Annotated in this window: 11 protein-coding genes; 2 read left to right on the forward strand and 9 right to left on the reverse strand. The window is 61.0% G+C overall.

Features of this window, described 5'->3' with window-relative positions:
* Positions 1–162: 162 nt before the first annotated feature.
* Together L1075_RS04745 and L1075_RS04750 are read right to left on the reverse strand one after the other, a co-directional pair.
* Positions 163–846: a glutathione S-transferase family protein gene (locus L1075_RS04745; protein ID WP_246940410.1), complete on the reverse strand. Its 684-nt coding sequence runs from the start codon at positions 844–846 to the stop codon at positions 163–165.
* A gap of 92 nt (positions 847–938) precedes the next feature.
* On the reverse strand, positions 939–1,649 hold the full coding sequence (locus L1075_RS04750) for a dienelactone hydrolase family protein (protein ID WP_246940412.1): 711 nt from the start codon (positions 1,647–1,649) through the stop codon (positions 939–941).
* Between the two features lie 227 nt (positions 1,650–1,876).
* On the opposite strand from L1075_RS04750, the gene L1075_RS04755 reads away from it, so the two are divergent.
* Positions 1,877–3,679, forward strand: a complete 1,803-nt coding sequence (locus L1075_RS04755; RefSeq protein WP_246940414.1) for an assimilatory sulfite reductase (NADPH) flavoprotein subunit — start codon at positions 1,877–1,879, stop codon at positions 3,677–3,679.
* A gap of 10 nt (positions 3,680–3,689) precedes the next feature.
* Positions 3,690–5,420, forward strand: a complete 1,731-nt coding sequence (locus L1075_RS04760; protein ID WP_246940416.1) for an NADPH-dependent assimilatory sulfite reductase hemoprotein subunit — start codon at positions 3,690–3,692, stop codon at positions 5,418–5,420.
* Between the two features lie 72 nt (positions 5,421–5,492).
* Here L1075_RS04760 and L1075_RS04765 read toward each other — a convergent pair whose 3' ends face one another.
* The 7 genes from L1075_RS04765 to glcF form a co-directional block, all read right to left on the reverse strand.
* Positions 5,493–6,428 (reverse strand): diiron oxygenase, encoded by a 936-nt coding sequence (locus tag L1075_RS04765; protein ID WP_075368101.1) that lies wholly within the window; start codon positions 6,426–6,428, stop codon positions 5,493–5,495.
* A gap of 25 nt (positions 6,429–6,453) precedes the next feature.
* Positions 6,454–7,074, reverse strand: a complete 621-nt coding sequence (locus L1075_RS04770; protein WP_075368388.1) for an anthranilate synthase component II — start codon at positions 7,072–7,074, stop codon at positions 6,454–6,456.
* On the reverse strand, positions 7,058–8,947 hold the full coding sequence (gene pabB, locus L1075_RS04775; RefSeq protein ID WP_246940419.1) for an aminodeoxychorismate synthase component I: 1,890 nt from the start codon (positions 8,945–8,947) through the stop codon (positions 7,058–7,060). The genes L1075_RS04770 and pabB overlap by 17 nt, the downstream gene beginning before the upstream one ends.
* A 246-nt stretch (positions 8,948–9,193) precedes the next feature.
* Positions 9,194–9,463 (reverse strand): DksA/TraR family C4-type zinc finger protein, encoded by a 270-nt coding sequence (locus L1075_RS04780; protein WP_246940422.1) that lies wholly within the window; start codon positions 9,461–9,463, stop codon positions 9,194–9,196.
* A gap of 52 nt (positions 9,464–9,515) precedes the next feature.
* Positions 9,516–11,867 carry an FdhF/YdeP family oxidoreductase gene (locus L1075_RS04785; protein ID WP_246940423.1) on the reverse strand — a complete coding sequence of 784 codons (2,352 nt, stop codon included), beginning with the start codon at positions 11,865–11,867 and terminating at the stop codon, positions 9,516–9,518.
* A gap of 193 nt (positions 11,868–12,060) precedes the next feature.
* Positions 12,061–12,462, reverse strand: a complete 402-nt coding sequence (locus L1075_RS04790) for a heme-binding protein (protein ID WP_246940426.1) — start codon at positions 12,460–12,462, stop codon at positions 12,061–12,063.
* 32 nt (positions 12,463–12,494) lie between these two features.
* Positions 12,495–13,754, reverse strand: coding sequence for a glycolate oxidase subunit GlcF (gene glcF / locus L1075_RS04795; protein ID WP_246940429.1), 1,260 nt, complete (start codon positions 13,752–13,754; stop codon positions 12,495–12,497).
* Between the last annotated feature and the right edge of the window lies 1 nt (position 13,755).

Below are 13,755 nucleotides of genomic sequence, written 5' to 3' on the forward strand. Positions count from 1 at the left end.
TTGTTTTTAAATTAATATTTCGTGACGGGGAGGCGCGAAGCAGGCGTGTCCGGGGCGATGGCGGTGACACAGGCGTTCTAGATGACGAAACAAGGTGTTCGCCGGTCGTCGAGTTGCTGTGGAGGGCCGCACCGCTCGGTGAGCGGTGCGGGAACGTGGTGATTAGGCGCGGCGGTCCGCAAGGACGCGTCGGCCGCGTAGGCAATCCTGCTCATGAGGCTCGTCGATCCATGGCTCGGCGATGCCTTGGGATATCCAGTCAGCGACGCTGGGATGCTCGAGTAGACGTTGCGCATAGGCTAAGGCTGTTTCTCCGAGCGGCAGGTCATAGCCCTGGACGCGCACTGCTACCGGAGCGAAGAAAGCATCGACGGCCGTAAAGCGTTCGCCCGCCAGCCACGGGCCGCCGAAACGTTTCAGGCCTTCGCACCATAGGGTCTCCAGCCGCTCCAGGTCCCGTTGCAGGCCCTCACTTGGCATGTCCAGTTCAATACGCAACGAGCAGTTCATGGAGCATTCGTCACGCAAGGCCGGGAAGCCGGAATGCATTTCGGCGGTGGCGCAACGTGCCCAAGCCCGGGCAGCGCGTGACCGAGGCCAGAGGTCCGGGTGGGCTTCGGCGACATACTCGATGATCGCCAACGAGTCCCAGACCACGTTGTCGCCCTCATGCAGGCACGGCACCTTGGCGGTGGGCGAAAATGACGTGAAAGCCGTCTGGGGGCCGGCGCCATCGAACGGCGTCAGTACCTCTTCGAAAGGAATATCAAGCGCTTTGAGTGCCACCCATGGGCGCATGGACCAGGACGAGTAGTTCTTATTGGCGATAAAGAAGCGATATGACATGCGGGACTCCATGGAAAACGCCGGGGCGTCCGTTCGTTGATGACGAGAAACCCTCAGGCGAGGGTTTCTCGGGATCGTGGGCCTCGCCGAGGTCAGTCCTGGCCTTCGAGGAAGACCAGGGTGCGACCATGGGAAAGCGCAGCCGCGTGACGGTGGTAGGCGCTACGTGCCCAGCAGTTGAAACCGTGGTCGGCCCCATCGTAGACGTTGATCGTGACGTCGTCGCGGTCGGCGAAGGTGGTGCGGACTTGGTCGACGGTCTCGGCGGGGATATGCCCGTCGTTGCCGGCGAAATGGAACTGTACCGGTACGTCGAGACGCGGCGCCTTGTCCAAGTGCTTGTGGATGCCTCCGGGGTAGAAGCTCGCCGCGCGGTCGACGCCTGACTCAATGGCGGCCAGATAGGCGAGTATACCGCCCATGCAGTAGCCGATAGCGGTGATGTCGCCTTCGCATTCGGCGCGCTGGCGCAAGACCTGAGTGGTGCTGGCCAGGTCCTTGACGGCCACCGTGAAGTCGATATCGCCGACGAGTTTGAAGGCCTTGTCCATGTCGGTACCCTCGTAGGCGAGTTCCACGCCTGGCTCCTGACGCCAGAACACATCCGGCGCGAGGACAACGTAGCCGTCCTGCGCGTACTGTTCGGCGACGCTGCGGATATGCGCGTTGACGCCGAAGATTTCCTGAATCAAGACGATACCGGGGCCCTTGCCCGCGGGTGGCAGGGCCAGATAGCCCTTGAAGGTCTGCCCGTCATGCGAAGGAATGTCGATCCACTGGGTCGTGACGGCGGAGTCGCTCATGGTGTCTCCTTGGATGGGTGAAGCGTTCGAGATATGGATCTAGTCTAGAGAGCTGACACCTTGAAGACCAGGAGGTTCGCAGGCGAACGATGGCCAGGTGCGTGATTCGATGGTTTAAGCTTAAAAAGAATATAAAGATCGCGTTTTAGAATTTTTAATTCTTTTTAGATTTGCCTAGCCTAGGGGTTTTCGTCTCCCGATCATTTACGGCAACGATGAGAGGTCCAATGTCGCAGGGACGCTTGTCCGAATCGAACAGCCCCCTCAGTGCCGATCAGGCGCGACGGCTCAATGACGCGCTGGCCGATCTCGACGCCCGGCAGCGTGCCTGGCTGCAGGGATATTTGGCTGGACTTGATGCGTACGATACGCCGACGGCCGCGCCGGGCGCCGAAACGGCGTCGTCGCCTGGCGAGCCGCTGACCGTGTTGTTTGGCAGCCAGACCGGCAACGCCGAAGGTGTGGCCGAACAGGCGGCCGAGCGGGCACGTGCTTGGGGGCTTGATGTCGAGCTGAAGGATATGGCGTCCTTCGGCAAGCAAGACCTCAAGCAGGCCACTCGGCTGATGGCGGTGGTCAGTACCCAGGGCGATGGCGACCCGCCGGATAGCGCCTTGGGTTTTTACGAGTTGCTGGCCGGACGCAAGGCGCCACGTTTGAGTGACGACCATCGCTTCGCCGTCTTTGGACTCGGCGACGCCAGTTACGAATATTTCTGCGAGTCCGGCAAGGTCCTCGATTCCCGTCTCGAGGCCCTCGGCGCGCAGCGCCTGTGCGCACGTGTCGATGCCGATGTCGACTACGAGGAGACCGCCACGCAGTGGATCGAATCGACCCTCGCGGCCTTCGCGGAACTTGCAGGGGCCTCGGCGCAGAGCGATGCGGGTGTCGTGTCGGGTTCCGGGAACGTCGCGGTGACCTACTCACGTTCGCATCCCTTCCAGGCGGAAGTGCTGGAGGCGCAGCCGCTCAATACTGAGGATTCCGACAAGCAGACGCTGCATGTCGAGTTGTCCCTGGAAGAATCGGGTCTGGAATACAGTCCCGGTGACGCCGTGGGCGTCGTGCCGCAGAACGACCCTGTTTATGTCGATGAATTGCTGGCCGCCTTGCGACTGGATGGCGAGGCACCGTTCGAGGAAGGGCGCCAGCTGCGCGATGCCTTGCTCAACGATTTCGAGGTCACCACGCTGACGCGTCCCTTCCTCAATCATTGGGCCGAGATCAGCGACGATGCCGAACTGCGTCGCCTGCTCGACGAGGAATCGCGCGACGAGCTGCGCGAATGGCTTCAGGGACGGCATATCATCGATGTGCTGGAGCATTTTCCGGTCGAGGGGCTGGAGGCGGACACCTTCATTCGTGCGCTGCGCAAGTTGCCGCCGCGCTTGTACTCGATTGCCTCGAGCCAGGCCGCGTCTCCCGACGAAGTGCATCTCACGGTGGCCGTGGTGCGCTACGAGACGCATGGTCGCGCTCGCGGCGGTGTGGCGACGACCTATCTCGCCGATCGCGTGCAGCCCGGCGATTCAGTGCCGATTTACATCGATCACAACAAGCACTTCAAGCTACCCGACGATGATGCGGCACCCATCGTGATGATTGGTCCGGGCACGGGTGTGGCACCGTTTCGGGCCTTTCTCCAGGAGCGCGAAGCGCGTGGGGCGAGCGGTGACAACTGGCTGTTCTTCGGCGATCGGCGGCGGCGAAGCGACTTCCTGTATCAGGCCGAATGGCTGCAATGGCGCAAGACAGGACTCTTGTCGCGACTGGACGTGGCGTTTTCCCGCGACCAACAAGACAAGGTTTATGTGCAGGATCGCCTGCGCGAACAGGCCGCTACCCTCTATGATTGGCTACAGGCCGGGGCTTATGTCTTCGTGTGCGGCGATGCCGAGCGCATGGCGCCGGACGTCCACCAGGCCTTGCTCGATGTGATTCGTGAGCAGGGTGAATACGACGATGAAGCCGCTGCCGAGTACCTGCGTGACCTGCAGCAGCAAAAGCGCTATCAGCGCGACGTCTATTGAGGAGATCGACATGGATATCATCGCCAAGATGCGTGACGTGTCGCTCGACGAGCTGCACACCAACGAACGGCTCAAGGTCGAGAGCCACTATTTGTATGGCACCTTGGAGGAGAGCTTGGCCGACCGGGCCACCGGCGCGGTCAATGAAGCGGATACCCAACTGACCAAATTTCACGGCTTCTATCAGCAGGATGATCGTGATGTGCGCGACGACCGTCGCCATCGCAAGCTGGAGCCGCTGTATTCGTTCATGGTGCGCCTGCGCTTACCCGGTGGGCGGGTGTCGCCTGAGCAGTGGCTGACACTGGACGACAACGCCATGCGCTATGCCAACGGCACGCTGCGTATCACTACGCGCCAGACCTTTCAGTATCACGGCGTGTTCAAGGAAAACCTGCGCGGCCACTTGCAAGCGCTGGACAAGGCGATGATGGACACCATCGCCGCCTGTGGCGACGTCAACCGCAACGTGATCTGCAGTGCCAACCCGCACCGCTCGCCGGTGCACCGTCAGGTCTACGACCTCGCGCACGAGATCAGCACTCGTCTGTTGCCGAGCACTCGGGCCTACCACGAGATCTTCCTCGGTGAGGAGCGCGTGGCGGGCGGGCCTCAAGAAACCGATGACGAGGTCGAGCCGCTCTATACGCGGCACTATCTGCCGCGCAAGTTCAAGGTCGCGCTGGCGATTCCGCCTGAAAACGATGTCGATGTGTTCGCCCACGATGTCGGCTTCATCGCCGACGTACAGGCCGGCGAGCTCAAGGGCTTCAATGTTTGCATCGGTGGCGGTATGGGCATGACACACGGTGAGACCGCGACCTTTCCGCGGCTTTCCGACATCGTCGGCTACTGCACGCCGGATCGCGTGGCCGCCGTGTCGGAGGCGATCATGCTCGTGCAGCGTGATAACGGCAATCGCCACGACCGTAAGCAGGCGCGTCTCAAGTACACCGTCGAGGCCCTGGGCGTTGAAGGCTTCCGCGAGCGTGTCGAGGAGTATTTGGGCGAGTCGCTGGCGCCGGCGCATGAATTGCCGCTCACTCACAATGGTGATCGGCTCGGCTGGTATCAGGGTGAAGACGGCCTTTGGCATTACGGATTGTTCGTTCAGAACGGGCGTCTGGCAGATGTCGACGGGGGCGCTCAGCTGATGACGGGCATGCGCGAGATCGCCAAGGCGCACGATGGCGATATCGTGTTGACCACCAACCAGAATCTGATCATCACTCAGGTGCCCGAGGCGCGTCGCGAGGCCATCGACACATTGTTAGCGGATTACGCGATGACGTTCGAGACGACGCCGCTGCGCCGTCATGCAATGGCCTGCGTGGCATTCCCCACTTGTGGTTTGGCGATGGCCGAAAGCGAACGATATCTGCCGTCACTCATCGACCGGCTCGAGGCGATCATGCATGACGCGGGCCTGAGTGACGACGCCATCATCGTGCGTATGACGGGTTGCCCCAACGGTTGTGCGCGGCCCTACCTGGCGGAAATCGGCTTCGTGGGCAAGACCTTGGGACGCTACAACCTTTATCTGGGGGGCGGCTTCGCCGGCGAGCGCCTCAACAAGCTCTACCGCGAGAACATCGACGAAGCGACCATTCTCGAGGAGCTCACGCCGCTGATTCAACGTTACGCCGCCGAACGCGAGGCGGATGAGGCATTCGGCGACTTCGTGGTGCGCGCGGGCGTGATCGCGCCGACCCTGGCCGGGCGTGAATTCCACGCGCGCTGAGCCTGCCCCACTTTGATGCCGCCTTGGCGCCTGAGTGCGCCAAGGCGTTGCCTCCGCTCGTGCGGTGTCGTGTTATTGGAAAACGAAACTCGAGCCTTCGTGAATGCCGATCTGTCGCAACAGTTTGACCAGCGCGCTGTAATCGCGAAGTGAGCGGTTCGTGCGGCTCTTCGAGGCCATGTCTTGAAGTATGCTCTCGCGTTCGGGAATCGCCAGGTAATCGAGAATGGCGCGCCAGAAGCCTACGTCGAGTTCGACGAAGTCGTCGATGGCGCGCAGCAGGTGAGCGCGAAAGATGGCTTGCTGTCCGGCACCGAGACGCTCGTAAACGGCGCGGGCAATCTCGCCGAAAATGGCGGCGTGCGAGGCTTCGTCCTGGCGGTGAAGTTCGGTGTTCAGACGGTTGAGTGGCTGGATGCTGCGGTCCTGCGAGAGACGTTTCAAGAACACGTTGATGGTCATCTCGGCCACGGTGGCGTAGGCCATGCGGATCAAGGCGAACTCGCGCTCGTTGTCCGCCTTGGAAAGCGCTGTCTCCATGCGCTGCTCGAGCAGGGGCGTGGGAATGCGCAAGTCATGTAGCTGGTGCTGGCGGCGTGCGCAGTCACAGACCTCCAAGCACATCAGGATGTGGAATTGCTCATCCACTTGGGTTTGCGCGATCGCCTTTTTGGAGACAGTGTCGCTGACACCGGGCAAGGCATCGCGCAGCAGCAACGAGCACATGGGATTGATGACCTTGTCCTCGACGAAGATCGTCTTCTCGTTGTAGTTGATCCAGGCGCCGGCGAGCACACGGCGCTTGTCCGCTTCGTCGATGGTCTGGAAACGCGGGTCGTCCCAGAAGGGCACCATTGATGGTGGGAAATCTGGCGCCGTGGTGTCGTAATATTCGCTCAAGTCGAGCCGCGCCTTGCGCACCGCGACGCGCTGGTTCCAGTTCTCGGTGAGGCGCGCGAGTATCTCGCTGTCACGCGCCGTCGTGGGGCTTTCGGTACCGGTGTACATGTGGATCTTTCCCTGAAATATCTACCTAGAAACCGACTGCTTTCCCTAGCGATGGGCGATGTTGATCGAGTTTTCGGAGAAAGTTCGCCAGCATGAGATGGCCATGCTCGGTGAGGATAGACTCGGGGTGAAACTGAACGCCTTCGATGTCCAGGTCGCGATGTCGGATGCCCATGACGTCCTCGATATTGCCCTGTGCGTCGCAGGTCCAGGCACTGATCTCGAAATCGGCGGGCATGCGCTGGCGGGTGACGATCAGTGAATGGTAGCGCGTCACGCGCACCGGTTGGCTGACGCCGGCGAACACGCCACGTCCGTCGTGGTGTACGTGCGATACCTTACCGTGCATGACCTCGCGAGCATGCTCGATATACCCACCGAAGGCCTCGGCGATCGCTTCGTGACCCAGGCAGATCCCCAGAATCGGGACTTTACCCGCGTAGGCCTTGACGGCCTCGAGCGTAATGCCGGACTGCGATGGCGTGCAGGGTCCCGGTGAGATCAGGATGCCCTCGATGTCGTGGCTCGCCAGTTGGTCAAGCGTCATCGCGTCGTTCTTGACGATCCAGGGCTGGATGCCCAGTTGGTTGAGGTAGGACACGATGTTGTAGGTGAACGAATCGTAGTTATCAATTAGACACAGCATAGGTAGTCTCCTGGCCTGCCCAGGCGGTAAGGGTTTGTATGGCTTGATCGCTGAGCGTGACCGGTATGACGCCACGTACGGCGTTGGTTAGCCATATGGCGTCGGCGTCGAGTAGATCCCGCGGCGTGATCGGGCGTTCGCAACAGCGTTCGCAACTCGCTTCGATGAGCGTGTCGCGGGCGATGCCGGGCAGGACGCCTTCGTCGAGAGGCGGTGTCAGCAGCAAGCCGTCCTTCTCGATGAATAGATTATGACGACTGGCCTCGGTGACCCGGCCTTCGTGGTTGAGGAAGGCGACGTCATAGTCGCCCTGAGCCTGATGTCGCTGGTATTCGCTGTCGTAGAGATCGCGTGCGGTGGTCTTGTAATGCAGCAAGAAGGCGTGCTGATCGATGGGGTGGGTGCTGATGCCCAGTCGCACCGCAGAGGGCGCTTCGTCCTCCGGTCCAAGCGACGTGGTGGTAATATCGAACTGGCCGTCATGGGCTAGGGAAAGGCGCACACGTGTATCTTGCTCGAGCCCGTCGATGGCTTCGGCGAGTGCCAGTCGGGTGCTGGCGGCTGCATAGACGAAGTGTAGATCGCGTGCCGCGTGTGACAGCCGTTGCAGGTGTTTTTCGAGGTGCTCGATATGGGCACCATCCGCCCGGTAACGCATGGTCTCAATGAGTTGCAGGTCCTGATTGAGCCCGCTCAAGAAACGTGCCTTGAGCAGGCATTCCTCGTATTCGGCCTCGGGGTCGGACTCATGAAGCACGCCGCCGCCAATGCCCATCTCCGCATGGCCATCGGCATGCGCGATGCAGGTGCGGATGGGCACGTTGAAGCAGAAATCGTTGTGCGGCGTCAGGTAGCCGATCGCGCCGGTATAGACACCGCGCGGCTCGTGCTCCAGTTCCTCGATGATCTGCATCGTGCGTATCTTGGGGGCGCCGGTGATCGAGCCACAGGGGAACAGCTCGCGGAATACCTGCTCGATTCTGGCGTTGGTGTCGATCTTGCCGGTCACGGTGGAAATCATCTGATGCAGCGTCTCGAAGGTCTGTATCTCGAACAGATTCTTGACCGCCACGGAGCCTGGCGAGGCGACGCGGCTGACATCGTTGCGCAGCAAATCGACGATCATCACGTTCTCGGAACGTGTCTTCGTGTCGTTGCGCATCGTGTCGAGAATATGGGCATCCTCTTCGGCCGATGTGCCGCGTGGAAAGGTGCCCTTCATGGGCTTGGATTCTAGCGCCGTACCTTGTTTACGCAGGAAGAGTTCCGGCGATAACGATAGCACCGCATACTCCGGAAAGTTGAGTAATCCCCCGAACTCGACTTTCTGGCGACTTCGGAGTTTGCTATACAAGGCGACGGGTGCGCCTTGATATTCGAAGCGATATTTTAGTGTGTAGTTGACTTGGTAAGTATCGCCTTCACGAATATAAGATTTTATCTTGTCGATATTGGCGAGATACTCTTCGCGTCGCGCGTTGAGCGCCAAGTGGCGAATGGCCGCGGGTGTCGTGTCGGGCGTGCGCGCTTCGAGGAACCGGCCGGCTTGATGCTGTGATAAACGGCGCACATCGCGAAACGCATAAAAATGCACGAGTGGGGAATCGCTCTTGGCGCGCTTGCAAAACTTGAAATCCGGCTTGTCGGCAAGCGCGTAGCCCGCTTCGTAGGCGAGGTAGCCGGATACGTAATAGCCTTGCTCACGCAACTCATCGAGCTCGCGCAAGGCTCCTTGAAGTGCATCGTTGCGGTAACAGATCACTTCGTATTCAGGGTTTTCGAACAGCAATGAAGCACGGTGATCGCTCGAGCAACGGGTGTTCTCGAGCAATATGAAGACATTGTCTTTTTGTTGTTTGTTTAGGCTGCGCATCACCCTGGCTCCCTAATATTGTTTATGTGTTTATTTAAGAGTGCGCAGGTGTTTGTGTCAATGATGATTATATTGGCATTATTATGTCATATATTTAATGAAAAACTATTATTGTGTGTTTAAAAGTTGCCTTAATAGGGGGATGATAAATCTACACAATGCGTGGCAGGAAATTACCGCGTGATGATGAAAACGATCATCCCGCCGTCGGCTGCAATGCGATTCACCGACGGCGGAACGATTGGTTCAACGCAATTGGCTATCCTTGCTGCCCCGGCGATTATAACCGCTGTCATCACGACGCTCATGACGGTCACGCTCGCTTTGGCAGTCAACGCACAAGCGCACCCCGGGCACGGCGTCGCGTCGTGCCTCGGGAATGGGGGCGCCACATTCCTCGCAATGACGCAGGCTCTCGCCGCTGGGTAGCCGTTGGCGCGAGCGTTGTATAGCGTCTTCGACGGTGCTATCGATCTGCTCCTGTACGGCACCGTCCTTCGACCATCCTCCTGCCATGTCGTCTCCTCGGCATGTGGCATGCCGTGCCTGCGGTGGGACTCATGGGCGCTCAACTCGTGGCGAGCATTCCCGTGGCGTTCTCGACTTCTTCGCTCGACATCAGCGATAAGGTGACCGGTATCGACTTGCCGGCGATGGTATTGCTTTGGCGGTCCCGGTTGGTGACAGGAATCAGGTCGTTCACTTCCGGGTAGTACGCGCCCAGGCAGTTCTCTGGTAAATCATAGGCGATGAGCTTGAAACCGGCTACCTGGCGTTCGATGCCATCGTCGCTGACGGCGGTCAACGTAACGCGATGTCCCGCTTCGAAGCCGTGTTTCTCCATGTCCGCGGGGTTCATCATCACCACGCTGCGGGTGCCATAAATGTCACGATAACGGTCGTCGTATGAATATACGGTGGTGTTGTATTGGTCGTGGCCGCGGATCGAGAGCAGTTGGAAGTGCGTGTCGTCGGGGGCAGAGTCGTCCTCGGTGAGCATGTCGCCGGGAAACAGGAAATTAGCCTTACCCGAGTCGGTGTGCCAGAGACGGTCACGCGCGGCGATATCGAGATGAAACACGCCTTCTGCGTCGAGCCGGCGGTTGTAGTCGCGAAACGTCTCGGGCTGCGTGGCTTCGATCTTGTCGCGAATGCGTGCGTAATCCTCGCATAACCACTCCCAATCGACCTTGGGATTGGGGGTGAGCGTGGCCCGCGCTAGCCCGGCGACGATGGCGATCTCCGAACGTAAATGCGGTGAGGCTGGCTCCAGTGCGCCGGTCGAGCCTTGCACGTTGCACATGCCGTCCTCGATGGTGATGGTCTGTTCGACCCCGGCCTGGACATCTTTCTCGGTACGCGCCAAGGGCGGCAGCAAGTAAGCGGCCTTGCCGTGGAGCAGATGGCTACGGTTGAGCTTGGTGGCGATCTGCACGGTCAACGGAATATGTTTGACGCGTGCGGCGACGCGCGCCTGATCCGAAATCGCGCGGAAGAAGTTGCCACCCATGCCGAGGAAGGCGTCGACCTCGTCGCGCAGAATGGCTTCGCAACAAAGCGCCACGTCGTGACCGTGTTCGCGACGGCAGTCGATGCCGAAGACCTCATCCAGCTTCGACAGGAAGGCCTCGCCCGACTTGTGAAAAATGCCCACCGTGCGGTCGCCCTGGACGTTGGAATGGCCGCGTACCGGGCAGGCGCCGGCCCCCCGGCGACCGATATGTCCGCCCATCAACAGCAGATTGAGAATCTGGTGGACGTTGTCGCCACCGCGTATGTGCTGGGTAATGCCCATGCCCCAGCAGCAGATAACGCGCTCGGCACGCATCCATGCCTCGGCGGCTTCCTCCATGGCCTTACGCTCGAGGCCACTATGACGTTCGAGACGTTCCCAGGACAGCGCTCGGCAATGCGCAGCGAAGTCCTCGAAACCGGCGGTATGCATACTGATGAAGTCGTGATCGATCACGCCCCGACGCCCGTCTTGGCGTGCTTGATCGTCGACCTCCAGAATACGCTTGCACATGCCCTGAATCGCAGCGATATCCCCACCGATACGCAGTTGATGATATTGGCTGCTGATCGGTACGCCGCGGTTGGTCAGCATGTCGCGTGGCGTCTGCGGGTTGGCGAACTTGACCAGCGCCCGCTCGCGCAATGGGTTGAAGGTGATGACTTCCGCCCCTCGCTGGCGAGCCTCATGGAGCAGACCCATCATGCGCGGGCTGTTGGTGCCGGCATTCTGACCGAAGAGGAAGATCACATCGGCATGCTCGAAGTCTTCCAGCGTGGTGGTGGCCTTGCCCACACCGATGCTTTGGGGGAGCGCCACGGTGGTCGTCTCGTGACACATGTTGGAGCAATCCGGGAAATTGTGCGTGCCGAGCATGCGACCGAATAGCTGCCACAGAAACGCCGCTTCGTTGGAGGTGCGCCCCGACGTATAAAGCTCGACTTTCTGAGGATCGTAGGTTTTGAGGCGCTCGCCGATTTCGCGAAAGGCAGTGTCCCAGTCGATGGGATCGTATTTGTCGGTGGTGGCGTTGTAGCGCATGGGATGCGTCAACCGGCCTTGCTTCTCGAGCGCGTGATCCGACCAGTCGAGAAGTTCGGTCAGCGTATGCTGGGCGAAGAACTCCGGTGTGGTACGGGCCGCCGTGGCTTCCCAGGCGACGGCCTTGGCGCCGTTCTCGCAGAACTCCGCCGGGCCGGGCTTTGCCGGATTGGGCCAGGCACAGCTAGGGCATTCGAATCCGCCCTTGGGTTGATTGATCTTGAGCATCAAGGCGTTGCCCTGGAAGGGCACTTTCTCGCGCAGGAAATGCGTCTCGGTGGCCCGGATCGACTGCCAGCCGCCACCCGGCGCATCGTGCGCGCTTTGCTGGCCGTGTACTGCATCATCCGTGAGCGAACGTGCCATGCTGACTCCTCCTGCGGTCACCCACCTACGATGAATACGATACGTCGCGAACTCATCGTATGGTGGCTAGTAAGTATGTGACTAGCGAGTATGGCAACGAAAAAACGATCTTGCAGGGTCGATAAGGGAGAAGTGGAGGAAAGGGTGGGGAAGCGGAGACACGCCTGCGGCGTGTCTCACGTCGCGCGAAGGGTCACGCCAAGGCGGTGACGGCGGCCTTGGCGACCTGCACGTCCTGGTCGGGCTTGACGCCCGAGATCCCCACGCTGGCGACGACCTCGCCCTCGACGATCACCGGCACGCCACCGGCGAGCAACGCCTGCATCGGCGCGCTGATGAAGGCGGTGCGGCCATTGTTGATCATGTCCTCGAAGGCCTGGGTTTCCTTGCGGCCGATGGCGGCGTTGCGGGCCTTTTCGGTGGCAATCCCGGCGCTGAACGGGGCTGCGCCGTCCAGGCGGCGCAAGCCGAGCAGATGGCCGCCGGCATCGGCCACGGCGATGGTCACCGCCCAGCCATTGGCCTCGGCTTCCTGTTGCCCGGCGTCGAGCAGCCGGTTGACGTCACTGAGTTCGAGTACGGCTTGAGTTTTCATGCAGGTCTCCTGTGGGAAATGTGAGCTACGAGCTATGCTGTCCGCGCCTCGTCATTCGGTGCCGATGTCAGCGCCTCATCGACGACTTCGATCCAGTGCCGGACGGTGGTGCGCCCTGCGCCGCTCAGGTGAGTCTGGCATCCGATGTTGGCGGTGACGATTTCGTCGGGCTGACCGGCCTCGAGCGCGTCGAGCTTGTCGTCACGTAACTGTGTTGCCAAGGCGGGCTGGGTGATCGAGTAGGTACCGGCCGATCCACAGCATAGATGGGGATCGCGCACCGGGGACAGTGTGAATCCCAGGCGGCCGAGCACGCTTTCCACCGCGCCGCCCAGTTTCTGGGCGTGCTGCAGCGTGCAAGGGCAATGGAAGGCGAGTCGTGCGTCGCCGTGAATCGCCAATGCGTCCAGGTCTTCTTCCCGCAGGATTTCCACCAGGTCCTTGGCCAGGGCGCTGATGCGTTTGGCCTTGTCGGCGTAGCGCGGGTCGTCGGCGAGCATATCACCGTATTCCTTGACGAACGCCCCGCAGCCGCTGGCGGTCTGCACGATGGCTTCGACGCCTTGGTCGATGTATGGCCACCAGGCGTCGATGTTGGCCCGCATGCGCTCGCGGCCAGCCTCCTGGGCATTGAGATGATAGTCGATGGCGCCGCAGCAGCCTGCCGCGGGGGCTGAGTTCAGGGCAATGCCCAGCCGGTCGAGAACGCGGGTCGCGGCGTCATTGGTGTTCGGCGACAGCCCAGGCTGTACGCAGCCCTCGAGCACCAGCATATGGCGGGCGTGAGTCGCGGGCGCGGCGCGCCCCACGTTGACTGCACGGGGAGGAATCTTGTCCTTGAGAGGCCCCGGCGCTAGAGGGCGAAAGGTTTGTCCCAAAGCTAGCAATGCCTGGAAGCGACGCGGCTCGACCAGTGCCTTGCGTAGGCCGTAACGCAAGGCACGCTCCTTGTAGGAACGCCCGACGCGACGCTCGACCTCGGCGCGCCCGATGTCGAGCAGCTTGTGGTACTCGACCCCCGAGGGGCAGGTGGTCTCGCAGTTGCGACAGCTCAGGCAGCGGTCAAGGTGGGTTTGCGTTTCGTGGGTGACCTGGTCGTCATCGTCGCGGCTTTCGAGCAGCTCCTTCATCAGGTAGATGCGCCCGCGCGGGCCGTCGCGCTCGTCGCCCAGCAGTTGATAGGTCGGGCAGGTGGCGTTGCAGAAGCCGCAGTGCACGCACGATCGCAGGACGCGGTCGGCCTCACGGATGTGCGGTTGGCGCAGCGCCTCGTCGGAAAAATTCGTCTGCATG

This window comes from Chromohalobacter beijerinckii, from assembly GCF_023061185.1.
Classification (GTDB): domain Bacteria; phylum Pseudomonadota; class Gammaproteobacteria; order Pseudomonadales; family Halomonadaceae; genus Chromohalobacter; species Chromohalobacter beijerinckii.

What these genes read in the sequence shown, in the direction of transcription:
- L1075_RS04745 (WP_246940410.1), bottom strand. Translation starts at nt 846, where the DNA reads ATGTCATATCGCTTCTTTATCGCCAATAAGAACTACTCGTCCTGGTCC.
- L1075_RS04750 (WP_246940412.1), bottom strand. Translation starts at nt 1,649, where the DNA reads ATGAGCGACTCCGCCGTCACGACCCAGTGGATCGACATTCCTTCGCAT.
- L1075_RS04755 (WP_246940414.1), top strand. Translation starts at nt 1,877, where the DNA reads ATGTCGCAGGGACGCTTGTCCGAATCGAACAGCCCCCTCAGTGCCGAT.
- L1075_RS04760 (WP_246940416.1), top strand. Translation starts at nt 3,690, where the DNA reads ATGGATATCATCGCCAAGATGCGTGACGTGTCGCTCGACGAGCTGCAC.
- L1075_RS04765 (WP_075368101.1), bottom strand. Translation starts at nt 6,428, where the DNA reads ATGTACACCGGTACCGAAAGCCCCACGACGGCGCGTGACAGCGAGATA.
- L1075_RS04770 (WP_075368388.1), bottom strand. Translation starts at nt 7,074, where the DNA reads ATGCTGTGTCTAATTGATAACTACGATTCGTTCACCTACAACATCGTG.
- pabB (WP_246940419.1), bottom strand. Translation starts at nt 8,947, where the DNA reads ATGCGCAGCCTAAACAAACAACAAAAAGACAATGTCTTCATATTGCTC.
- L1075_RS04780 (WP_246940422.1), bottom strand. Translation starts at nt 9,463, where the DNA reads ATGGCAGGAGGATGGTCGAAGGACGGTGCCGTACAGGAGCAGATCGAT.
- L1075_RS04785 (WP_246940423.1), bottom strand. Translation starts at nt 11,867, where the DNA reads ATGGCACGTTCGCTCACGGATGATGCAGTACACGGCCAGCAAAGCGCG.
- L1075_RS04790 (WP_246940426.1), bottom strand. Translation starts at nt 12,462, where the DNA reads ATGAAAACTCAAGCCGTACTCGAACTCAGTGACGTCAACCGGCTGCTC.
- glcF (WP_246940429.1), bottom strand. Translation starts at nt 13,754, where the DNA reads ATGCAGACGAATTTTTCCGACGAGGCGCTGCGCCAACCGCACATCCGT.